19 protein-coding genes are annotated in these 20,960 nt (G+C 60.7%); 13 read left to right on the forward strand and 6 right to left on the reverse strand.

Annotation, left to right across the window (positions count from 1 at the left end):
* Positions 1–5: 5 nt before the first annotated feature.
* Together EHO01S_RS06875 and EHO01S_RS06880 are read right to left on the reverse strand one after the other, a co-directional pair.
* On the reverse strand, positions 6–719 hold the full coding sequence (locus tag EHO01S_RS06875; RefSeq protein WP_024523261.1) for a hypothetical protein: 714 nt from the start codon (positions 717–719) through the stop codon (positions 6–8).
* Between the two features lie 90 nt (positions 720–809).
* The gene (locus EHO01S_RS06880) at positions 810–1,406 is read right to left on the reverse strand and encodes a hypothetical protein (RefSeq protein WP_024523262.1); all 597 of its coding nucleotides are present in this window, start codon (positions 1,404–1,406) and stop codon (positions 810–812) included.
* 615 nt (positions 1,407–2,021) lie between these two features.
* Between EHO01S_RS06880 and EHO01S_RS06885 the strand changes: the two genes are divergently transcribed.
* The 4 genes from EHO01S_RS06885 to modC all read left to right on the forward strand — a co-directional run bounded on the left by EHO01S_RS06885 (position 2,022) and on the right by modC (position 5,438).
* Positions 2,022–2,798, forward strand: a complete 777-nt coding sequence (locus tag EHO01S_RS06885) for a YdcF family protein (protein ID WP_024523263.1) — start codon at positions 2,022–2,024, stop codon at positions 2,796–2,798.
* 110 nt (positions 2,799–2,908) lie between these two features.
* The gene (modA, locus tag EHO01S_RS06890; RefSeq protein ID WP_024523264.1) at positions 2,909–3,676 is read left to right on the forward strand and encodes a molybdate ABC transporter substrate-binding protein; all 768 of its coding nucleotides are present in this window, start codon (positions 2,909–2,911) and stop codon (positions 3,674–3,676) included.
* Between the two features lie 9 nt (positions 3,677–3,685).
* Positions 3,686–4,378, forward strand: a complete 693-nt coding sequence (modB, locus tag EHO01S_RS06895; protein ID WP_024523265.1) for a molybdate ABC transporter permease subunit — start codon at positions 3,686–3,688, stop codon at positions 4,376–4,378.
* A 1-nt stretch (position 4,379) separates the two neighbouring features.
* Positions 4,380–5,438, forward strand: coding sequence for a molybdenum ABC transporter ATP-binding protein ModC (gene modC / locus EHO01S_RS06900; RefSeq protein ID WP_024523266.1), 1,059 nt, complete (start codon positions 4,380–4,382; stop codon positions 5,436–5,438).
* A gap of 36 nt (positions 5,439–5,474) precedes the next feature.
* On the opposite strand, the gene EHO01S_RS06905 is transcribed toward modC, so the two are convergent.
* The 3 genes from EHO01S_RS06905 to bioA all read right to left on the reverse strand — a co-directional run bounded on the left by EHO01S_RS06905 (position 5,475) and on the right by bioA (position 9,524).
* Complete coding sequence (locus tag EHO01S_RS06905; protein ID WP_024523267.1) at positions 5,475–6,293, reverse strand: pyridoxal phosphatase; 819 nt, start codon at positions 6,291–6,293, stop codon at positions 5,475–5,477.
* A 73-nt stretch (positions 6,294–6,366) separates the two neighbouring features.
* Positions 6,367–8,127, reverse strand: coding sequence for a gamma-glutamyltransferase (gene ggt / locus EHO01S_RS06910; protein ID WP_024523268.1), 1,761 nt, complete (start codon positions 8,125–8,127; stop codon positions 6,367–6,369).
* A gap of 107 nt (positions 8,128–8,234) precedes the next feature.
* A complete protein-coding gene (bioA, locus tag EHO01S_RS06915) occupies positions 8,235–9,524 on the reverse strand; it encodes an adenosylmethionine--8-amino-7-oxononanoate transaminase (RefSeq protein WP_024523269.1) in 1,290 nt (429 codons plus the stop codon).
* A 212-nt stretch (positions 9,525–9,736) separates the two neighbouring features.
* On the opposite strand from bioA, the gene bioB reads away from it, so the two are divergent.
* The 7 genes from bioB to dusC all read left to right on the forward strand — a co-directional run bounded on the left by bioB (position 9,737) and on the right by dusC (position 17,322).
* A complete protein-coding gene (gene bioB / locus EHO01S_RS06920) occupies positions 9,737–10,774 on the forward strand; it encodes a biotin synthase BioB (protein ID WP_024523270.1) in 1,038 nt (345 codons plus the stop codon).
* Position 10,775: 1 nt separating this feature from the next.
* The gene (gene bioF, locus EHO01S_RS06925; RefSeq protein WP_024523271.1) at positions 10,776–11,927 is read left to right on the forward strand and encodes an 8-amino-7-oxononanoate synthase; all 1,152 of its coding nucleotides are present in this window, start codon (positions 10,776–10,778) and stop codon (positions 11,925–11,927) included.
* On the forward strand, positions 11,911–12,681 hold the full coding sequence (bioC, locus tag EHO01S_RS06930; protein WP_024523272.1) for a malonyl-ACP O-methyltransferase BioC: 771 nt from the start codon (positions 11,911–11,913) through the stop codon (positions 12,679–12,681). Before bioF ends, bioC begins: the two co-directional genes overlap by 17 nt.
* Complete coding sequence (gene bioD, locus EHO01S_RS06935) at positions 12,674–13,372, forward strand: dethiobiotin synthase (protein ID WP_024523273.1); 699 nt, start codon at positions 12,674–12,676, stop codon at positions 13,370–13,372. The genes bioC and bioD overlap by 8 nt, the downstream gene beginning before the upstream one ends.
* Positions 13,373–13,926: 554 nt before the next feature.
* Positions 13,927–15,945 (forward strand): excinuclease ABC subunit UvrB, encoded by a 2,019-nt coding sequence (gene uvrB, locus EHO01S_RS06940; protein WP_024523274.1) that lies wholly within the window; start codon positions 13,927–13,929, stop codon positions 15,943–15,945.
* Between the two features lie 75 nt (positions 15,946–16,020).
* The gene (locus tag EHO01S_RS06945; protein ID WP_024523275.1) at positions 16,021–16,293 is read left to right on the forward strand and encodes a VF530 family protein; all 273 of its coding nucleotides are present in this window, start codon (positions 16,021–16,023) and stop codon (positions 16,291–16,293) included.
* A 72-nt stretch (positions 16,294–16,365) separates the two neighbouring features.
* Positions 16,366–17,322: a tRNA dihydrouridine(16) synthase DusC gene (dusC, locus tag EHO01S_RS06950; RefSeq protein WP_024523276.1), complete on the forward strand. Its 957-nt coding sequence runs from the start codon at positions 16,366–16,368 to the stop codon at positions 17,320–17,322.
* Between the two features lie 83 nt (positions 17,323–17,405).
* On the opposite strand, the gene EHO01S_RS06955 is transcribed toward dusC, so the two are convergent.
* On the reverse strand, positions 17,406–18,305 hold the full coding sequence (locus EHO01S_RS06955; RefSeq protein WP_024523277.1) for an EamA family transporter: 900 nt from the start codon (positions 18,303–18,305) through the stop codon (positions 17,406–17,408).
* A gap of 416 nt (positions 18,306–18,721) precedes the next feature.
* Here EHO01S_RS06955 and pbpG point away from each other — a divergent pair, with 416 nt between their 5' ends.
* Together pbpG and EHO01S_RS06965 are read left to right on the forward strand one after the other, a co-directional pair.
* Positions 18,722–19,651 (forward strand): D-alanyl-D-alanine endopeptidase, encoded by a 930-nt coding sequence (gene pbpG / locus EHO01S_RS06960; protein WP_024523278.1) that lies wholly within the window; start codon positions 18,722–18,724, stop codon positions 19,649–19,651.
* A 109-nt stretch (positions 19,652–19,760) separates the two neighbouring features.
* Positions 19,761–20,672 (forward strand): DUF808 domain-containing protein, encoded by a 912-nt coding sequence (locus tag EHO01S_RS06965; RefSeq protein ID WP_024523279.1) that lies wholly within the window; start codon positions 19,761–19,763, stop codon positions 20,670–20,672.
* The last annotated feature ends 288 nt before the right edge of the window (positions 20,673–20,960 follow it).

Raw genomic sequence — 20,960 nt, forward strand, 5'->3', positions numbered from 1 at the left:
CAAACTTAGCGTCCCGTGGCCGGCAGCATGATCTCCTGGCGATAATCGCCGGTCAGATCGCTAAAGGTGACGCGTCCGTTGGGACGCGTGATCGCCGTGGGTAATGCCATCGTTTTGCTGTTGCCTGGCAGCAGCAGCGCCTCGGCGTAACATATGTTGCGTTCCGCCCCGCTCGGCGGACTCTGGTCGCGGCACAGATCCAGCTCCATCTGCAAGACCTTGTTGCTGCGGTTGGCAAAGTGCAGTTGGCCATTGGCTAGCCAGGCGGCGGGCGCCCCTTGTATCGGCTGGGTGCCGGGCAGCAAGTACCAGGCCTTGTAGCCGATGGCCAGGGAGATGCTGCTGCCGGTTTGCGCTTGCTGGCGCAAGGTATCCGGCACAAAGGTGATGCCGAGAATACGATCTTCTGCGACCGGCCCGGCCACCCGTACGACCGCGACCCGCACCTCACCTTCGCCGTCGATCACCAGTTCGCTCGGGTCAAGGTAGATGGGCCAGCTAAGGAACGCTTCCGGCTGTAGCGGCGACTCCTGATAGCGCCCGTCGGCCTTTCGGCGCAGCTCACTGAGGTTAATCGCGAGATAGACTGGCTCTTTGTCGGGATTGTTAAGCAGAAAGAAGCGATTATTCTCGCCATCTACCTTAAACAGCGCATCCAGCGTGAAGGCGGCCAGTGGCTGTGCCGCCAGCAGTAAAAACAGCAGGAGATATTTCAGCATGAGGGCTCGCCCGTTTAAAAATCCATAACCTGGCGTCTTACTCCAATAATGGCGCTGTTGGACGCGCCATTATTGGGAGAAAAGCGGATGTTAGGGTTGTTGACCGCTACTACTGGCTAGATCGACGGCAAAGACGACAGGTGTGGTGAAATTAACGGTGCTGCCATGCGCGACATTACTCTGAGTGACCTTAGCGTGCAGCATGAGGCCAACGGTACAGCTCGTACTACTGGCGCAGCTCGCTATCTGAACTTTATTTGTATCACCTACCTTAAGCGCCTGCTGATTTAACGAGACTAACATCTCATCATCACCCGGCGCAGTGAAGGTTTGGGTCAGTGCTAATTGTTTATTTCCAACCAGTCCGGTGACATTGGGCTGCCCGGCCAGGTAGGCATCGAGTCTATTCAGGTTGTTGGTATTATTACTTGTTAAATTGAAGACGACCGGTTGGCTGGTAATAAAGTTGACCTTCTGGTCTGCGTCAGTGATGACCTGGAGTGTCTGTGCCCGGGGAACAAAATCATTGCCTAATAAATCGGTAAACTTCCAACCGCTACCGGCTACGGTTGCAGGCGGTACGGTCCCCACCCAACTAAAAGAAAGCTGTGCATTACTCACGGCAGCCTGAGAAGAAAGCGACGCGCTCAGTAAGGTCAGCGTTAACGCTAAGAGTTGTTTACGCATAAATATCACCATTACGCTGGGTTTATAAATAAAAGCTATCGATAATCGATAGTGTGATTGATCGAACGACGCTAGCGGCAGCTAAAAAATTCATATTCACCTGACAGGCAGCACCAATACCTATCAATGAAATTTATTTTTTATCTGTACGTCAGGATGCATTTTATGGGTGATATTTTCGCTTTTTGTATTTTATGATCTGGTGATTTATAGAATGATATATCCTTGTTGTTGAATATATTTATTTAAATTATATGTTTTGCCGCGACAAGTATTCCGTTTAACCCGAATACTGCGCTGCCATCGGTGGTGTTCTTGTTATAATACATGGTGTTGTACCTTATTGTCTTTCCCCTATTGTGTGTTGCGTTGATCGGTGCAGGAGGTTAACGCTAGCGGTAGGTCGCAGCCGGTGGATAAAGCCTACCATCGAGCGATGGGGAATTTTGCCATATAAACGATGCGCTGATATATTTAATCAGGTTATATGATAATAATATAGCGCTATTTTAGCCGCTTTTGCTGCGCCATCGCCTGGTGGTGCGATGCGGGTAAACAGCCTAGAGTAGACGCCATCCCTTGAACTCTCTTGCGCTCCCCGTCATGGAGGTTTGTGTGTTTTCCGATGCCCAACAGCACGATATTAATCTGCTTGCCCGTTTCCTCGCCTGTGATGAGTTTGCCGGCCAGCGACCGCCGCCGGCCAGCGCCGATCTGCTGATCTTGCTGGGCAATGCCCTGTTAGCGACCGCCCGTGCCAGCTTCGCCGCTGTGCGTGCCGGTGTGGCGCCGCAGCTGCTGATCGCCGGGGGGATTGGTCATTCGACCCCGCTGCTGTATCAGGCGTTGGCGGCCGATCCCGTCACTGCGGGGTTCGCGAGCGCGGGGCGAGCGGAGGCCGAGCTGTTGGCCGCGTTGGCGCGGCAAGAGGCCGGGCTCGATGTGCAGCGCATCTGGCTAGAGACAGCGTCGACCAACTGCGGTGAGAACGCGCGTTTCAGCCGTGCGTTATTGCAGGCGCAGGGGGAAAGACCCACGCGCATCCTGTTGGTACAGGACCCGCTGATGCAACGCCGAACCTTGGCGACCTTTCAACGTGTCTGGCAAGATCAGCCGGAGGTCAGTTTTGCCAGTTGGCCAACCTTTGTTCCACAGCTGGTGTGGCGTGCAGGGCAATGGTGTATCGACGGTGCGCCGGGCGCACTGTGGTCGCTGCCGCGCTTCATGTCGTTGCTGTTGGGTGAGATCCCGCGTCTGCGTGACGATGCGCAGGGATACGGGCCGCGTGGGCGCGACTTCATCGCCCATGTCTCACTGCCGGATGAAGTAGAGGCGGCGTTTCAGCGGCTGGCGGCGACGCTGGGGGCGCGTTACGGCTTTCGTCCGGCGTGAAGGTAAATGCTAACGGCGTCATAGTTATGATTTTTTTCAGTGTCATTGCATGGATTCTCGCCATATAATCCAATACATAACGATATCATGGTAAGTAACGGGGAGAGGCGATGAAAGCGTGGAATAAGTTGATGGCGGGAGCTGTACTGGCTGCCGGGATGTGTCAGGGGGCGCAGGCGGCCGAGAAGGTCACGGTATTCGCCGCCGCGTCGTTGACCAATGCGTTGCAGGAGATCGCCGCACAGTATCAACAAGGTAAGGATGTTCGCATCGTGACCTCGTTTGCCTCCTCGTCGACGCTGGCTCGCCAGATCGATCAAGGGGCTCCGGCTGATCTGTTCATCTCCGCCGATCAGAAGTGGATGGATTATGCCATCGATAAGCAGGCGATGGTCGCTAATACCCGTTACACCCTGCTGGGTAATCAGTTGGTGCTGGTCGCGCCGGCCGATAGCAAGCTGGGTCAGGTCACCATCGACGCACAGACCCCGTGGAAGACGCTGTTGGACGGTGGCCGTTTAGCCGTCGGCGATCCGGATCACGTGCCGGCGGGGATCTACGCCAAAGAGTCGTTGCAGAAGTTGGGAGCCTGGCAGACGCTGGCGCCGTTGATGGCGCGGGCTAACGACGTGCGCGCCGCCTTGGTACTGGTAGAGCGTGGCGAAACGCCGTTGGGGATCGTGTACGGCTCTGATGCCGTGGCCAGTAAGAAAGTGAAGGTGGTCGGGGTGTTCCCGGCCGACAGCCACAAACCAGTGGAATACCCGATGGCGATCGTCAAGGGTAAGCAGTCGCCGGCGGTCGATGCCTTCTATGACTACCTGAAGGGGCCACAAGCGGCGACTATTTTTACCCGTTACGGCTTTACCCCGCGTTAATCCGTGAGTATGTTCCTCAGTCCTTATGAATGGGAAGCCGTGGTGCTCAGCCTACAGGTGGCGGGTACTGCGGTGTTCTTCAGTCTGCCGTTCGGTATTCTCACCGCCTGGGTGTTGGTCCGTTACCGTTTCCCAGGCAAGGCCTTGCTGGATAGCGTGATCCATCTGCCGCTGGTGCTGCCGCCGGTGGTGATCGGCTACCTGTTGTTGCTGGCGATGGGGCGTAAAGGGGTGATCGGTGCCTGGTTGTATCACTGGTTCGGTTTCAGTTTCAGTTTCAGTTGGCATGGCGCCGCGCTGGCCTCGGCGGTGGTGGCTTTCCCGTTGATGGTACGCGCGATCCGTCTGGCCCTGTCCGCCGTCGATCCGCGCCTGGCATTGGCAGCGCGTACCTTGGGAGCCACGCCACTGCGGGTGTTCTTTACCATCACCCTGCCGCTGTCGTTCCCCGGTATCTTGGCCGGGACGGTGTTGGCTTTCGCTCGCTCATTGGGCGAGTTCGGGGCTACCATCACCTTCGTCTCCAACATTCCTGGCGAGACGCGCACCATTCCGCTGGCGATGTATACCCTGATCGAAACGCCGGGGGCGGAATTAGAGGCTGCGCGCCTCTGCGCCATCGCCATCGCCTTGTCGCTGTTGTCCCTGTTACTCTCGGAGTGGCTGGCGCGTTGGAGCCAGAAACGGCTGGGGGGGGCTTGAGATGCTGCATGTCGATGTTTGCCAACGTTTAGGCGATCTGGATCTGCGGGTCAATGCCGATCTGCCGGGAGAGGGGATCTGCGCCATTTTCGGGCTTTCTGGCGCGGGGAAGACGTCGCTGATCAATGCCATCGGTGGGCTGACGCGCCCACAGCAGGGACGCATTGTGCTCAATGGCCGCACATTGGTGGATTGTGAGCGTGCTATTTATCTGCCGCCAGAGCAGCGGCGCATCGGCTATGTGTTTCAGGATGCACGCCTGTTTCCCCACTACCGGGTGCGCGGCAACCTCACCTACGGCATGGCGGAGACGATGCGTGATCAGTTCGATGATATCGTCGAGTTACTGGGGATCTCGGCCTTGTTGAATCGTTTCCCCCGTACCTTGTCCGGCGGTGAGCGCCAGCGGGTGGCCATCGGGCGCGCGCTGCTGACCGCCCCCGAGTTGCTGCTGATGGACGAGCCATTGGCCTCCCTCGATCTGCCGCGCAAGCGTGAGCTGCTGCCTTATCTGGAGCGCTTGGCGCGCGATGTCCGTATTCCTATCCTGTACGTCAGCCATAGCATGGAAGAGATCCTGCGTCTGGCGCACCACGTACTGCTGCTGGATCACGGCCAGATGCGCGCCTTTGGTCGTCTGGAGGAGGTGTGGGCCAGTAGCGCCTTGCGTCCCTGGCTGCAAAAGGAGGAGCCGAGCAGCGTACTGAATGTGCGTCTCGCTCACCATCACCCACACTATGCTATGAGCGCGTTAGCCCTCGGCGATCAGTGCCTGTGGGTGGCGCGTCAGGCGGGCGAGCCGGGGACGCGTCTACGGTTGCGTATCGCGGCGGCGGATGTGTCGCTGGTGCGAGAGGTGCCACGTGCCAGCAGCATTCGCAATATCTTGGCGGTCAGGGTGGTTGAACTGGTGGAAGTCGACGGGCAGATCGACGTCAAGCTGGCGTTAGCCGATGAGACGCTGTGGGCGCGCATCACGCCTTGGGCCCGCGATGATCTGGGGCTGGCACCCGGCCAGCACTTGTATGCCCAGATCAAAAGCGTCTCGATCAATCAGTAGTATCATGCCGCGACGCTAGCGCGGCGTGTCTCCCCCTTACAGAATGTGGCGGCGCAGGAAGTCGGCGATGGCCGGCGTTTCATTGCTGCCAATGGTTTCTGCGGCGCAGGCCTTGACTTCATCGGCGCTGTTGCCCATGGCAACGCCCAGGCCGACTGCCTTCAACATACTGATATCATTGAAATTATCGCCAAATGCAATCACTTGCTCCATGGCGATGCCGCGTGTGGCGGCATACTCTGCCAGACGCCGTCCCTTGCTGTTGCCCGTCTGCACCACATCGACCTGATCATGCCATGACCACTCGCAAGTCAGGCCAAGATCCCGCTCAATGCCAGCGGCAAATTCTGCCAGACGCCCCAGATCTTCATCTGACGTGGCAAACTTCCAGATGGCGCTGGCCTGTCCGGCCGCGCTATGCAGATCATCGACCTGTTGCAGTATCGGGCGTTGCTCATCCGGCAGGGAGGCTGCCCAGGTGTGAGAGCGCATGACATGGCCGGTCGGCCGCTGATAGAGCATGGCGTTATCGACGTACATGAGCCCGTGGATCTGTTGCTGCTGTAAGCGATCCAGAACGGCTATGCTCTGATCATGGCGCAGGGGATCGGCCGCCAGTACCTGCCCGGCCGGGTAGTCATACAGGTAAGTTCCGTTGCAGCAGATGACCGGCGTATCGAGTTGGAGGGCGCGATAAAACGGATGGATGGCGACATGATGGCGGCCGGTGACGATCATCACCTCCAGGCCGGCGGCGCGCGCCTCGGCCAGCGCGGCCAGCGACTCCGCGAGGATCTGTTTGCGTGCATTGAGTAGGGTGCCGTCGAGATCGAGGGCGATCAGGCGATAGTGCATGAGCGATACCTTAAGACGAGGGATTCTGCGCTAAATGGTACACCGGATGCTCGCCGGACGACACACCCACGACTCAATAGCCCATCGCCGCGCCGGCGGGTCGCCTGGCGTCGCTGGCCGCGTACAGGTAACCGGGACGCATCGCCCCGGAGAGCGCGGCGTCGTTGCCGGAGCTGGCCGCCGATGGGCTGGGCGAGGGTGACAAGGGGGCGCTGACGATGATTTCCGCCGCTCCCCAAGGGGTCTGCTCCTGTAAGGTATAGCCCTGCGCCCTCAGCAGCGCCTGGGTATCGGGCGAGATCCCGCGTTGTTCGATATACAGGCGATCCGGCACCCCTTGATAATGGATCCGCGCGGCATCGACGGCCTCTTGAGGCGCCATGCCATGGTCGATGAGATTCAGCGCGTTTTGCAAGAGGATGCTGATGATGCGTGAACCGCCCGGCGAACCGAGCGCCATCACGATCCGGCCCTGCTGTAAAACCAGGGTCGGTGCCATCGAGGAGAGCGGTCGTTTCCCCGGCGCGATGGCATTTTTCTCGCCCTGTACCAACCCGTACAAGTTGGCGCTGCCCAACTGGGTGGTGAAATCGTCCATCTCATTATTGAGAAAGAAACCGCCAGGGGCCATGACCAGCGCGCCGAAGCGCCCGTTTAATGTATAGGTGGTCGCGACGGCATTCCCCTGCTTATCGATCACCGAATAGTGGGTCGTCTCGGGTTTTTCCCGGTTGTTCTGTGGCGTGGCGGGCGGCCTGGCGGCATGGCTGGCGATCCGCCGGCGGATGTCGGCGGCATACGCCTTACTGAGCAGGCGCGTCAGCGGAATAGCGACGAAGTCGGGGTCCCCCAATAGGGTATTGCGATCTTGATAGGCATAACGCATCGCTTCGGCCATCCAGCGGATGCTTTGGGCGGAGTTAACCCCCGCCTGGGCGATATCGTACCCCTCTAGAATATTGAGCAGGAGGCACAGCGTAATGCCGCCCGAGCTGGGCGGAGGCGCGGAAAGGAACTGATAGCCTCGGTAGTCGCAGGCGACGGGCGAACTTTCGCTGATGTGGTAGTCGGCAAAGTCCTGCGGCGTGATGATCCCGCCGTTGCGCCGTATAGCCTGGCTGGTGGTCTGGGGTAATGTGCCGCGATAAAAGGCGGCGCTACCTTGGCGGGCGACGGCCTGTAGCGTCGCCGCCAGCTCTGGTTGCGTCAGGCGGTCGCCGGGTTGCAACGGACTGCCGTCTGGACGGAAAAAGCGTTGGCGTGCCAGGGGATCGGCGTACAGTTGCTCTCGCTTGCTATCGATGATGTCGGTGTCGCCGCGCGTCAGTATAAATCCGTGCTGGGCAAGGCGAATGGCCGGCGCCATCACCTGCTGGCGGCTGAGGGTGCCATAGCGTTGTAGCGCATGATCCAACCCGGCGACGGTGCCGGGAACGGCGACGGCAAGTGGGCCGTACAGGCTACTGTCTGGGCGTAATATCCCCTGGTCGTCGAGATACATATCGGCGCTGGCCGCGGCCGGGGCTCGTTCACGAAAGTTGATAAATGTGTTTTTGCCATCGGTCAGGTGCAGGGTCATAAAGCCGCCGCCGCCGATATTGCCGCAGCAGGGATTCACCACCGCCAGCGCATACCCCGTCGCGACGGCGGCATCCACGGCGTTGCCCCCCGCTTGGAGGATCTGTACCCCCACCGCGGAGGCTAAGTGCTGTTCACTGACCACGGCGCCCTGGCGCGCCTCGACGGCGGGCAGGGTCGCCGCGGGTAACAGGCAGGGGAAGATGAGCGTTAACAGCGCCATGAGAACGGCGCTCAGTGGGGGAAATCGGTTCATTGTGGCTCTCCATGCGCAATGCCCCGTTGACGGGGACAGGAACCCAACGCGCCGTGACGGCGGCGCTGGGTTTACCATTGCTTACGGGGGAAGCTGGCGCAACCGATTTAGGGCAAAAAGTGAGCGTCATGCTCGAGTGCCGCACCGATTGTCTCTGTCAGCCGCGTTAGCTGTGTGGCGCTGATCGGGTAGGGCGGCATCAGGTAGATCAGATGGCCGAAGGGACGGATCCAGACGCCTTGTGCGACGAAGAAGGCTTGCAGGGCGGCCATATTGACCGGCTGATGCGTCTCCACCACGCCGATAGCGCCGAGCACCCGAGCCTGGCGTACACGGGGGTGCGCATTGAGCGGCAGTAGCTCCGCACGCAGCTGAGACGCGATGGCGGCGACCTGACCACGCCAGTGCCCCTGCTCGATCAGCTCCAGACTGGCCACCGCCGCGGCGCAGGCCAGCGGGTTGCCCATAAAGGTAGGGCCATGCATAAAGCAGCCCGCCTCCCCCTCGCTGATGGTGTCGGCAACGGCGCGGGTAGTCAGGGTGGCGGAGAGGGTCAGGTAGCCGCCAGTCAATGCCTTACCGAGACAGAGAATATCGGGAGTGATGGCGGCGTGGTCGCAGGCGAATAACGCCCCGCTGCGGCCAAAGCCGGTGGCGATCTCATCGGCGATCAGCAATACCCCGTGGCGGCTACAGGCTTGACGCACGCGTTGCAGGTAACGCGGATGGTAGAAACGCATGCCGCCGGCACCCTGTACCAGGGGTTCGAGGATCACGGCGGCGATCTCGGTGTGGTGCGCCGCCAGCAGACGGGCGAAGGGGACAAAGTCTGCCTCATCCCACGCGTCGTCGAAGGCGCATTGCGGTGCCGGGGCGAACAGGTGTTGCGGCAGGTAACCGTGATACAGGCTATGCATCGAGTTATCCGGATCACACACCGCCATAGCACCGAAGGTATCGCCATGGTAGCCGTGACGCAAGGTGAGGAAGCGCTGACGCGGTTCGCCGCGTGCCTGCCAGTATTGCAACGCCATCTTCAACGCCACTTCCACGGCGACAGAGCCGGAATCGGCGAGAAACACGCACTCCAATGCCGCCGGTGTCAACGCCACCAGCTTTTGGCACAGCGCCACCGCCGCCGGGTGGGTGATGCCGCCGAACATGACGTGCGCCATCTGTGTCAGCTGGCGGCTCAGCGCTTGATTCAGGTGCGGATGATTATAGCCGTGGATGGCGGCCCACCAGGAGGACATGCCGTCCACCAACCGGCGGCCGTCCGCCAGCTGTAGTTCGCAGCCGCTGGCCGCAACGATGGGGTAGACCGGTAACGGCCGGCTCATCGAGGTGTAGGGGTGCCAGATATGGCGGCGATCGAAGTCGAGTGCGCTGAAATCCATGGCTTATTTGGTCAACCTTACATTTATGGTTAAGGTTGACATTGTAACGCTTTATGCCGCCGGCGTCATGCCGTGTGCCGTAATCGCGCCCGCGTATCGCGCCGATATTGTCAACCTTTTGGCATTAAGTATGGTTGACACGTTATTTTCCCGCCTTACACTGAGCCGACGATTTACCGACTCATTCGATGGGAGAAGCCACCGTGGCAGAGATACCGCATTCCGGGCGCTGGACCTTGGCGCAGGCGCAGGCGCTGTTTGAATATCCCCTGTTAGAGCTGTTGTTTCAGGCCCAGCAGGTTCACCGCCAACATTTTGACCCGCGTCAGGTGCAGGTGAGCACCCTGCTGTCTATCAAGACCGGCGCTTGCCCGGAAGACTGCAAATATTGTCCGCAGAGCGCGCGTTACAAGACGGGGCTAGAGGCCGAGCGGCTGATGGAGGTGGAGCAGGTGTTGGCTTCGGCGCGTCAGGCTCGCGCCGCCGGTTCGACCCGTTTCTGCATGGGGGCGGCGTGGAAGAATCCCCATGAGCGCGATATGCCCTACCTGGAGCAGATGGTGCGCGGTGTTAAGGCGTTGGGCATGGAGGCGTGCATGACGCTGGGGGCGTTAAGCGATAGTCAGGCACAGCGCCTGGCGCAGGCGGGCTTGGACTACTACAACCATAACCTGGACACCTCGCCGGAATACTACGCCAATATCATTACCACCCGTCGTTACCAAGATCGCCTGGATACCCTAGAGCGCGTGCGCGCGGCGGGGATCAAGGTATGTTCCGGCGGGATCGTCGGGCTGGGTGAGTCCGAGCGCGATCGTGCCGCCTTGCTCGTGGAGTTGGCCAACCTACCGACGCCGCCGGAGAGCGTACCGATCAACATGTTGGTGAAAGTGGCGGGAACGCCACTGGCGGATAATCCTGACGTCGAGCCGTTCGACTTCATTCGCACCATCGCCGCGGCGCGCATCATGATGCCGACCTCGTATGTGCGACTCTCTGCCGGGCGTGAGCAGATGAACGAGCAGACCCAGGCGCTGTGTTTTATGGCCGGGGCTAACGCGATCTTCTATGGCTGCCGGCTGCTGACTACCCCTAATCCGGCGGAGGATCGCGATCGGCAGTTGTTCCGTAAACTGGGGTTAAATCCACAGCAGACTCAGGTGGCTTACGGCGACCAACAGCAACAGCAACACTTGACCGAACAGGTGTTGCATGCCGATAGCGACCTGTTCTACAACGCGGCGCGCTGATATGGGCTGGCAGACACGGCTTGCACAGGCTTTGGCGGCGCGCCAAGCTGCCGACGCCTACCGGCGACGTACGGTACGCGAGGCGCCCGGGGGACGAGAGATCGTCATCGACGGGCGGCGTTATCTCAACTTTGCGGCTAACGACTACTTGGGACTGAGTCAGCACCCGGCACCGATCGCCGCCTGGCAACAGGGGTTGGCGCGTTATGGCAGTGGCGCCGGCGGCTCCGGCCATGTTACCGGTCATACCACGGCCCATGCGGCGTTGGAGGCCGCGTTGGCCGACTGGCTCGGTTACCCGCGTGCGTTGCTGTTTATCTCCGGCTTCGCCGCCAACCAGGCGCTGATCCTGGCGTTGATGCAGCGTCAGGATCGGGTGCTGGCGGATAAACTGAGCCATGCTTCGCTGATGGAGGCGGCGATGTTGGCGCCGAGTCAGTTGCGTCGTTTCCAACATAATCACCCCGCGTCGTTGGCGCGACTGTTGGCCGCACCGCATGACGGTGAGAGCCTGGTGGTAACCGAAGGGATCTTCAGTATGGATGGCGATAGCGCGCCATTAGCCGCGCTACGCACCCTGTGTGATCGCCATGCGGCCTGGCTGATGGTGGACGATGCCCACGGGGTGGGGGTCTGTGGTCGCGAGGGGCGCGGCAGTTGCGATGCCCAAGGGGTTCGCCCCGATCTGCTGATCGTCACCTTCGGCAAGGCCTTCGGCATCAGTGGGGCGGCGCTGCTGTGCAGCGAATCGTTGGCGGAGTATCTGTTGCAGTTTGCTCGTCACCTGATCTATAGCACCAGCATGCCGCCGGCCCAAGCCTGTGCCTTGCTGAGCGCCCTCCAGGTGGTGCGCCAGGCCGACGAGGAGCGGGCGCGTCTGGCGCGCCATGTGGCGCGCTTCCGCCAGGCCTTGGCGGGGGGACGTTGGCGCTTGGCAGACTCGCCTAGCGCGATTCAACCGCTGATCGTCGGCGAGAATCAGGCGGCGTTGGATTTGGCGCAACGCTTGCGCGCGCGCGGGCTATGGGTGGGGGCCATGCGTCCGCCAACCGTGCCGCCGGGCAGTGCCCGTTTGCGCATCACCCTGAGCGCGGCGCACCAGACGCAAGATATCGAACGATTGCTGGAGGCGCTCGATGACGCTGGCGCATGAGTGGGTCGACAAACCGGCGGTGGCGGCGGCCTTTAGTCGCGCCGCCCACAGTTATGACGCGGCGGCTGCCTTTCAGCGCCACAGCGGCGAGCGTCTGTTGGCGCTGCTGGATGGCGCGGGGGCCGGGCGTGTGGCCTTGGACGTCGGGTGCGGTACCGGCTATTTTAGCCGACGTCTGACTGCCTGCGATTACCGCGTCACAGCGCTCGATCTGGCACCCGGCATGTTGGCGCAGGCGCGGCGCCTGGACAGCGCGCAGCACTATGTGTTGGCCGATATGGAGCGCCTGCCGTTAGCCGATGCCTGTGTGGATCTCTGCTTCTGTAACTTAGCGATCCAGTGGTGCGCTTCGTTGCCTCGCGCGCTGGGTGAGTTGATGCGGGTAACGCGCCCCGGTGGCCGGGTGGTATTCACCACCCTGGCCGACGGCTCGTTGCAGGAGCTGGCCGCGGCCTGGCGGCAGGTGGACGGGCGGCAACACGTCAACCGCTTTCTGCGTCACGAACAGATTGCGGCGGCCTGCGCCCCCTATCGCCATTGCCTGACGATGCATACCCTGCGTTATCACTTTCCTGATGTTGTGGCCTTGATGCGGTCGCTGAAAGGGATCGGCGCCACCCATTTGCATGCGGGACGGATGGGGGGATTAAGCGGACGCCAGCGTTTGGCACGCCTGGCGCAGTGCTATCCACGCCAGGCACAGGGCGTCGCGCTAAGTTATCAACTGGTGGTAGGAGAATTGACGCGTGGCTAGTCGTACTCAGAGTTGGTTTATTACCGGAACCGATACCGATGTGGGCAAGACGGTGGTCAGCACAGCATTGCTTCAGGCGGCGGCGCGCCATGGTCTGTGTTGTGCCGGTTATAAGCCGGTCGCCTCCGGGAGCGAATGGGAGGCGGAAGGGTTGCGTAATGCCGATGCGTTGGCCTTGCAGGCCGCCTCGAACTTGGCGCTGCGCTACCAGGAGGTGAATCCTTACACCTTCGCCGAACCGACCTCCCCGCATATCGTCAGCGCAGCGCAGGGGGTGCTCATCGATCCGCGTCGCCTCAGCGCCGGGTTACATGCTCTACAGCGCCGGGCGCAGTGGGTCGTGGTGGAGGGCGCGGGGGGCTGGTTGACCCCGTTGAGCTCGGATTATGGTTTCGATCAGTGGGTGGTGCAAGAGCGTCTGCCGGTGATCCTGGTGGTGGGGGTGAAGCTGGGCTGCATCAATCACGCCTTACTGAGCGCGCGGGCGATCACGGCCGCCGGCCTGCCATTGGCCGGTTGGGTGGCCAATCAGATCCAGGCACCCGGTCGGCGTCATGCGGAGTATTTGGCGACCCTGCGACAGGGGTTATCCGTGCCCTGCCTGGGAGAGATCCCCTTTGATCCGGCGCTGGACAGCCAGGCGCGAGCCGCCTACTTGGATCTGACCGCGCTGCTGGCGGCGGAAGCTTAGCCCGCCCTCCTTGATAACTGAAAATTAGATTGTTTATTTGTTTTTAATCTGCATATTCGTTTAATAAACCGCCTGTGTCGGGCGGGCGAAAAAAAATCGCCGACTCCGCACGGGCGCTCTCCCGCGGGGCGCGCGAAGTTATCCACCATTCCTGTGGATAACCTTGTGTATTAGGTTTAGAAAACCGACGCCAAGCCAGTGCCTATGCGGCTTGCACTTAACCCGCTCGGATTCTCGGCTTTTGAATGATTTCCTTGTATATCAAATAATTAAACAAAAGCAAGGCGGTGCGACGTTTTCACCGTTGCCGGCGTTCCCCTCTTGACAACGGCCCGGCGGCGGGGAAGCGCGCGGGTAATGTCGGAATGGGGATAAATGTCATTTTTATGTGACAGTTGTGAGTGCCAGGTGAATGTTTGCCGCGACGAGCGGGGCGGCTATTTTAAGCCGGCGGGCCATCCAGTAACATGACGGCTTCACGCGATGATCCGGCGGGCGAGGTGCGGCTGCTCCGTCGGCATTTTGCCGCCGCGCAAGCTATGGGGTAGCGAGCCATGAGTAAAACCTTCAAATTGCATTCCGCCTTTCAGCCCTCCGGCGATCAGCCCGAGGCGATTCGCCGCCTGGAGGAGGGGCTGGAGGATGGCCTGGCGCATCAGACGCTGCTAGGGGTGACCGGCTCGGGCAAGACGTTCACCATCGCCAACGTGATCGCCGATCTCAATCGGCCAACCATGGTGATGGCGCCGAATAAGACGCTGGCTGCCCAACTGTATGGTGAGATGAAGCAATTCTTCCCCGACAATGCGGTCGAGTATTTCGTCTCTTACTACGACTATTACCAGCCGGAAGCCTATGTACCCAGTTCCGACACCTTCATCGAGAAAGACGCCTCGGTCAACGAACACATCGAACAGATGCGGCTCTCGGCCACCAAGGCGTTATTGGAACGACGCGATGTGGTGGTGGTTGCCTCGGTCTCGGCGATCTATGGCCTGGGTGATCCCGATCTCTATCTGAAGATGATGCTGCACCTGACCCAGGGGATGTTGATCGATCAGCGCGCCATCCTGCGTCGTCTCTCCGAGCTGCAATACACCCGTAACGATCAGGCTTTCGCACGCGGTACCTTCCGTGTGCGCGGCGAGGTGATCGATATTTTCCCCGCCGAGGCCGAGGATCAGGCGTTGCGGGTGGAGCTGTTCGACGAGGAGGTGGAGCGTCTGTCGCTGTTCGACCCGCTCACCGGTCAACTGTTGCGTCAGGTTCCACGCTTCACCGTCTATCCGAAAACCCATTATGTCACGCCGCGCGAGCGTATCTTGCAGGCGATGGAGGAGATCCGCGGCGAACTGGCGCAGCGCCGACAGGTGCTGCTGGCCAATAACAAGCTGCTGGAAGAGCAGCGCCTCAGCCAACGAACTCAGTTCGATCTGGAGATGATGAATGAGCTGGGGTACTGCTCGGGGATCGAAAACTACTCCCGCTACCTCTCCGGACGTGGGCCCGGCGAGCCGCCGCCGACCCTGTTCGACTACCTGCCGGCGGACGGTTTGTTGGTGATCGATGAGTCGCACGTCACCATCCCGCAGATCGGCGGCATGTACCGTGGCGACCGAGCGCGCAAGGAGACGTTGGTCGAGTATGGTTTCCGTCTGCCTTCCGCGTTGGATAACCGGCCGCTACGTTTCGAGGAGTTTGAGGCGTTGGCCCCGCAGACGATCTATGTTTCGGCGACGCCGGGCAACTATGAGCTGGAGAAGTCGGGTGGTGAGGTGATCGATCAGGTGGTGCGTCCGACCGGCCTGCTCGATCCGCAGATCGAGGTACGCCCGGTGGCGACCCAGGTGGACGATCTGCTGTCGGAGATCAATGCGCGCGCCGCGAGCGGCGAGCGGGTGCTGGTGACCACCCTGACCAAGCGAATGGCCGAGGATCTGACTGAGTATCTGGAGGAGCATGGGGTGCGGGTGCGCTATCTACACTCCGATATCGACACCGTCGAGCGCATGGAGATCATCCGCGATCTGCGTCTGGGCGAGTTCGATGCCCTGGTGGGCATCAACCTGCTGCGCGAAGGTTTGGATATGCCGGAAGTCTCCCTGGTGGCGATCCTGGACGCCGACAAGGAGGGCTTTCTGCGTTCCGAACGCTCGCTGATCCAGACCATCGGTCGAGCGGCGCGTAACCTCAACGGCAAGGCGATCCTGTATGCCGATAGCGTCACGCCGTCGATGGCGCGGGCGATCGGCGAGACGGAACGGCGGCGCGAACGCCAGCAGGCGTTTAACCTCGCGCATGGCATCGTGCCACAGGCGCTGAACAAGAAGGTGACCGATATCCTGCAACTGGGTGACGCTCCGACGCGCGGGCGTGGCAAAGGGACGCGCGGGCAGCGGGCTGCCGAGCCGCCGCGCGCCTACAGCGGCCTCTCTGCCAAACAGCTCGAACAGCAGATCCAGCGCCTAGAGGGGCAGATGTACCAGCATGCGCAGAACCTGGAGTTCGAGCAGGCCGCCGCGTTGCGTGATGAAATTCATCAGTTACGCGAACAGTTCAAGACGGCGCCGTAACGGCGTCGCTTTTGCTTGCCCGGCGGCGCTAAGGCCGTTAGGGTAAGCGCCTTTCATGCCAAGCGGATAATCCTCATGTCTATATCACGCGATCCCCTGCACGGGGTCACTCTCGAAGCGTTACTCAACGCGCTGGTGGCACGCTACGGTTGGCCGGAGTTGGGCCGCCGTATCGCCATCAATTGCTTTCTGAGCGATCCTAGCATCAAGTCGAGCCTCAAGTTTCTGCGCCGTACCCCTTGGGCGCGCGCCAAGGTTGAGGCACTTTATCTGGCGTCATTGCAGGATGCGCCGAGCGATCCGGCCGCGCCGTGGGACGGTTGGCGACGACGTCACGACGATGCGTGATGGGCCGCGCCTGCGTTGCGGGCGGCACAGGAACTCAGTACTATCTGCGCCGCTATCCACGAGGGGAAAGGTATGCCGAAAGTCAAACGGGTGCTGTTGGCGCCGATGGAAGGGGTGCTCGATGCCTTGGTACGCGAGCTGTTGAGCGAGGTGAATGATTACGATCTGTGCATCACCGAGTTTGTGCGGGTGGTGGATCGCCTGTTGCCGGAAAAGGTGTTCTACCGCCTCTGCCCGGAGCTGCATCGTCACAGCCGCACACGCAGCGGCACGCCGGTACGCATCCAGTTACTGGGGCAGTCACCACACTGGCTAGCAGAAAACGCCCTGCGCGCGGTAACCCTGGGATCACCCGGCGTCGACTTCAATTGCGGCTGTCCGTCGAAGGCGGTCAATGGTAGCGGTGGGGGCGCGACGCTGCTGAAGGATCCGGCACAGATCTACGCGGGCGTACGGGCGATGCGCCAGGCGGTGCCCGCAGCGCTGCCGGTCACGGTCAAGGTGCGTCTGGGCTGGGAGAGTGCTAGCCAGCGCTTCGAGATCGCCGATGCGGTGCAACAGGCTGGAGCGACGGAGCTGGTGGTCCATGGGCGCACCAAGGAGGACGGCTATCGCGCCGAACGCATCAATTGGGCAGCGATCGGCGAGATCCGGCGGCGTCTGTCGATCCCGGTGATCGCCAACGGTGAGATCTGGGATTATGCCAGCGCTCAAGCCTGCCTGGCGCAGACCGGTTGCGACGCCGTGATGATCGGACGCGGAGCGTTGAATATCCCTAACCTGAGCCGGGTGGTGAAAGATAACGCCGCGCCGTTGGCGTGGCCGGAGGTCGTGGCGCTGTTGCAGCGTTACGTTCGTCTGGAGAAGCAGGGCGATACCGGTCTGTACCATGTGGCGCGCATCAAGCAGTGGCTTGGCTATTTGCGTAAGGTCTATCCCCAGGCGGAGACGCTGTTTCGCCAGGTGCGGCCGCTGATGGCGACATCGGCGATCGCGGCGCGCATCGATGCGCTGTCATGCGCCGAGTAAGCGCCGGCTCGCCGTGAGTCGCGTGTCATCGCCGAGCGGTGTGCGCTAAGACCGAGGCGAATGCGCCCAGCCCTGGGGGCGACTCAGTGGCGCACCACGCGGAAATCCATCAGGCGGTTACCCAACAGCGCCAGCGCCAGGCCGAGTAGGATCAACAACAGGCTATAGAGCTGTACGGCGCTCAATGTGGTGCCCAGAATGATCTTATCGGCGGCCAGTGCGATCAACGGAATCAGCAGGGTAAAGGGCATCAAGTAGCCGGTGTGGTTACGCCTGAGCAAGCGTCCCCAGATGGCGTAGGCCAGATGGGTCGCGATGTAGGCCAGATAAAGCAGCGCCAGCAAGGTGGTAAGATCGAGCCCGCGCAGGGCCGTCAGGGTAGCTTCGTCCCCATCGAACAGCCAGGCGGCGAGGAAGAAAGGCAGGATCGGTGCCAATGCGGCCCAGGCGATCAATGCCGGTAACGAGCCTTGAATGCTGTCGCGGATGCGCAGACGCTGGATCAGATTACCCAGCGCCAGGCACAGGGCGGCTCCCAGGGCTAACAGAACGGCGCCTTCTGGTAGCGAGAGCCCATCGGCGCCCGGGTGTAACAGTAACGCCACGCCGGCGAACACCAACAGTAGCGCAAAGAGCTGACTGAGGCGGATGCGTTCGCCGAACAGTAGGGTGCCGAGCAGCACGGTAAACAGCAGCTGTAGTTGCAGCAACATCGCGGCTACGCCCGCACTGAGGCCGCCATGCAGGGCGAAAAACAGGAAAGCAAACTGGCCGAAACCGATCAGCAGGCCATACAGGATCAGCGTGTGTGCCGCGAGGGCCGGGCGCGGCAGTAGGAAGATGGCGGGCAGCGCCAGCAGCAAACAGCGCAGGCCGCCCAGGAGCAGCGGCGATAGGTGTTGCAGCCCTAGCTGCATCGCCACAAAGCCGACGCCCCAGATCGCCACCACCAACAGCGCCAGCAGGGTATCTTTTAGCCCCATAATGCCTCCCTCATTTTGTCGTTTCGTTCCCGTGCAGCGGTGTGGCGAGCGCGGGGCGTTTTAGCGGTTATCCCACTGATAAAACAACTATAGTCAAGGCTATCTGTTCGTGTATCTTTTCCCCGCTTTGGCCGCAATAATTTTGTTTGCATGTAGCGCGTCGCGCCATTCACATACGGAAACATTTTTATTTTTGCTGCCTTTCCGGCGAGCGATTAGGCTGTGTGCCGCCGCGCCCAACGCGCCGCCAGCGTCTATACTGTGTCGGTGCGCACGCAACGCATTGTAGCCGCTAATGCCATGATAGACATGCCTTTTCGGCTCACTATTCCCGCCCATAGGCCGCAGTCGGCCATCAGTATGGCGGGTTTCCCGGCGCATCCCGGGTCATTCCCTAGCGAGATTAATGAAGAAACATGGTTGTTACACTCCGTTATTCCCTATTAAGTTTACTGATCGTGGGCGGTACTCTGGCGGCGTTGCCAGCGGTGCAGGCCAGTGACAATGCCCCCTCCGCGCAACAGCGTGCCCCGTTGGCGCTCGCCTCGGGAAGCGCCATGGTGATGGATCTGAATACCCATCAGGTGATCTACGCCAGCCATCCCGATGTGCAGGTGCCGATCGCCTCGATCACCAAGCTGATGACGGCGATGGTGGCGCTGGACGCCCATCCTGATCTGAACGAAGTGATTGCGGTCGATATCCGTCATACCAAAGAATTGAAAGGCGTCTTCTCACGGGTACGGGTCGGCAGCGAGCAGACACGTCGCCAGATGCTGCTGTTGGCGTTGATGTCGTCGGAAAACCGCGCCGCCGCGACCTTGGCGCACCATTATCCCGGCGGCTACGACGCCTTCATTCGCGCGATGAACGCCAAGGCCCGGGCGTTGGGCATGACGCGTACCCACTATGTCGAGCCGACCGGCCTCTCTCCGCTGAACGTGTCGAGCGCGCGTGATCTGGTTAAGTTGCTGCAAGCGACGAAGACGTATCCATTGATCAGTGAACTCAGCACGACGGAAACCCAGAGCGTGACTTTCCGTCACCCGACCTATACAGAAACCTTTAACAATACCAATCACTTGTTGCGCAATGATAAGTGGAACATCGCGCTGACCAAGACCGGATTCACCAATCAGGCGGGACACTGCCTGGCGATGCGCACGGTGATCGGCGGGCGCCCGGTGGCCCTGGTGGTATTGGATGCCTTTGGCAAATATACCCACTTCGCCGATGCTAACCGCCTGCGTGAATGGATGCTGACGGGCAAGGCGTCGCCGGTACCGGCGGCGGCCCTCAGCTACAAACAACAGAAAAATCTGGGCCAGCGTCTGGCTGAAAATTAAGGTTATGCCTCGTGCAGAGGTGATGGGCGCGTGCGCCTGAGGGTGTACGACTGTTGGATCTTCGCGGCGTATGCTCACTGGCGCGATCATGGTAAGAAGGAGGTAGAGGGTGGCCGGCAGCAGTCTATTGACCCTGATCGATGATATCGCTTCGTTGCTCGACGATGTGGCGTTGATGAGTAAGGTGGCGGCGCGGAAGACCGCCGGCGTATTGGGGGATGATCTGGCGCTCAACGCCCAACAGGTTAGCGGTGTGCATGCCGATCGCGAACTGCCTGTGGTGTGGGCGGTCGCGTGCGGCTCCTTGTTGAATAAGGCGATTCTGGTGCCTCTGGCGCTGTTGATCAGCGCCGTGGCGCCTTGGTTGATTACCCCGTTGTTGATGCTGGGCGGCGCCTTCTTGTGTTATGAGGGGGCGGAGAAGTTGGTGCATAAGTGCTGGCCGCAGGATGAGGGCGAGGCTCCGGCAGCGATAGCGGCGCTGACGCAAGGGGATATCGTCGCCTATGAACGTAACAAGGTGAAGGGGGCGATCCGTACCGATTTCATCCTCTCCGCCGAGATCGTCGCCATTACGCTGGGTACGGTGGCCAGCGCGCCTTTTGTCCAGCAAGTGCTGGTGCTATGTGGCATCGCCTTGCTGATGACGCTCGGCGTGTACGGTTTGGTGGCGTTGATCGTGAAGCTGGATGATGCCGGGGTGTGGCTTGGCGCGCGGCCAAGCCGCATCGCGCGTGGCCTGGGGCGCGCTATCCTCTATACGGCCCCCTGGTTGATGCGTCTACTGTCGCTGGCGGGGACGATCGCCATGTTTATGGTTGGCGGCGGTATTGTGGTGCATGGTTTACCCTGGTTGCATCACGGTATTCTCGCCCTGAGTCAATCGGCAGGGGCATGGCCGACGCTGGGTGAGTTACTCGGCGGGGTCGTCCCCTCTTTGCTGGCGATGCTGTTCGGCTTGCTGTTGGGGATGGTTATCGTTGGTGTACTCCTCGGGGGGCAGCGTCTCCTGCGTCGTTGATCTGCGGCGGTGGCCTGGCCTACCGCCGACGCCCTTCTCTTTGCGTTTTCCTTTTCGCACTATGCGCAATATCTCCTTGTTTTGCTTTCGTATCCTTGCGATGGTTATGTAAAGGTATTAGCGATTTTACCCTCGGCTGTGGCGGTGAGTCGATCAAAACAGACGTGAGGCAATCGATTTATCACTTGCTTTCCCTAGGGAATATTTGGATAAATAGCTGCCAAAGCGTTGTTGAGGGGATAAGCAGGCGTAAGTTCGAACCTTGTCGTCCTTTTATGCCTCTGTCAC

Origin of the sequence: Edwardsiella hoshinae NBRC 105699 = ATCC 33379 (genome assembly GCF_000474215.1) — a bacterium.
Classification (GTDB): Bacteria; Pseudomonadota; Gammaproteobacteria; order Enterobacterales; family Enterobacteriaceae; genus Edwardsiella; species Edwardsiella hoshinae.

Coding starts and splice junctions, on each gene's coding strand:
- EHO01S_RS06875 (WP_024523261.1), bottom strand. CDS start 719: ATGCTGAAATATCTCCTGCTGTTTTTACTGCTGGCGGCACAGCCACTG.
- EHO01S_RS06880 (WP_024523262.1), bottom strand. CDS start 1,406: ATGCGTAAACAACTCTTAGCGTTAACGCTGACCTTACTGAGCGCGTCG.
- modA (WP_024523264.1), top strand. CDS start 2,909: ATGAAAGCGTGGAATAAGTTGATGGCGGGAGCTGTACTGGCTGCCGGG.
- modB (WP_024523265.1), top strand. CDS start 3,686: ATGTTCCTCAGTCCTTATGAATGGGAAGCCGTGGTGCTCAGCCTACAG.
- modC (WP_024523266.1), top strand. CDS start 4,380: ATGCTGCATGTCGATGTTTGCCAACGTTTAGGCGATCTGGATCTGCGG.
- EHO01S_RS06905 (WP_024523267.1), bottom strand. CDS start 6,293: ATGCACTATCGCCTGATCGCCCTCGATCTCGACGGCACCCTACTCAAT.
- ggt (WP_024523268.1), bottom strand. CDS start 8,127: ATGAACCGATTTCCCCCACTGAGCGCCGTTCTCATGGCGCTGTTAACG.
- bioA (WP_024523269.1), bottom strand. CDS start 9,524: ATGGATTTCAGCGCACTCGACTTCGATCGCCGCCATATCTGGCACCCC.
- bioF (WP_024523271.1), top strand. CDS start 10,776: ATGGGCTGGCAGACACGGCTTGCACAGGCTTTGGCGGCGCGCCAAGCT.
- bioC (WP_024523272.1), top strand. CDS start 11,911: ATGACGCTGGCGCATGAGTGGGTCGACAAACCGGCGGTGGCGGCGGCC.
- uvrB (WP_024523274.1), top strand. CDS start 13,927: ATGAGTAAAACCTTCAAATTGCATTCCGCCTTTCAGCCCTCCGGCGAT.
- EHO01S_RS06945 (WP_024523275.1), top strand. CDS start 16,021: ATGTCTATATCACGCGATCCCCTGCACGGGGTCACTCTCGAAGCGTTA.
- dusC (WP_024523276.1), top strand. CDS start 16,366: ATGCCGAAAGTCAAACGGGTGCTGTTGGCGCCGATGGAAGGGGTGCTC.
- EHO01S_RS06955 (WP_024523277.1), bottom strand. CDS start 18,305: ATGGGGCTAAAAGATACCCTGCTGGCGCTGTTGGTGGTGGCGATCTGG.
- pbpG (WP_024523278.1), top strand. CDS start 18,722: ATGGTTGTTACACTCCGTTATTCCCTATTAAGTTTACTGATCGTGGGC.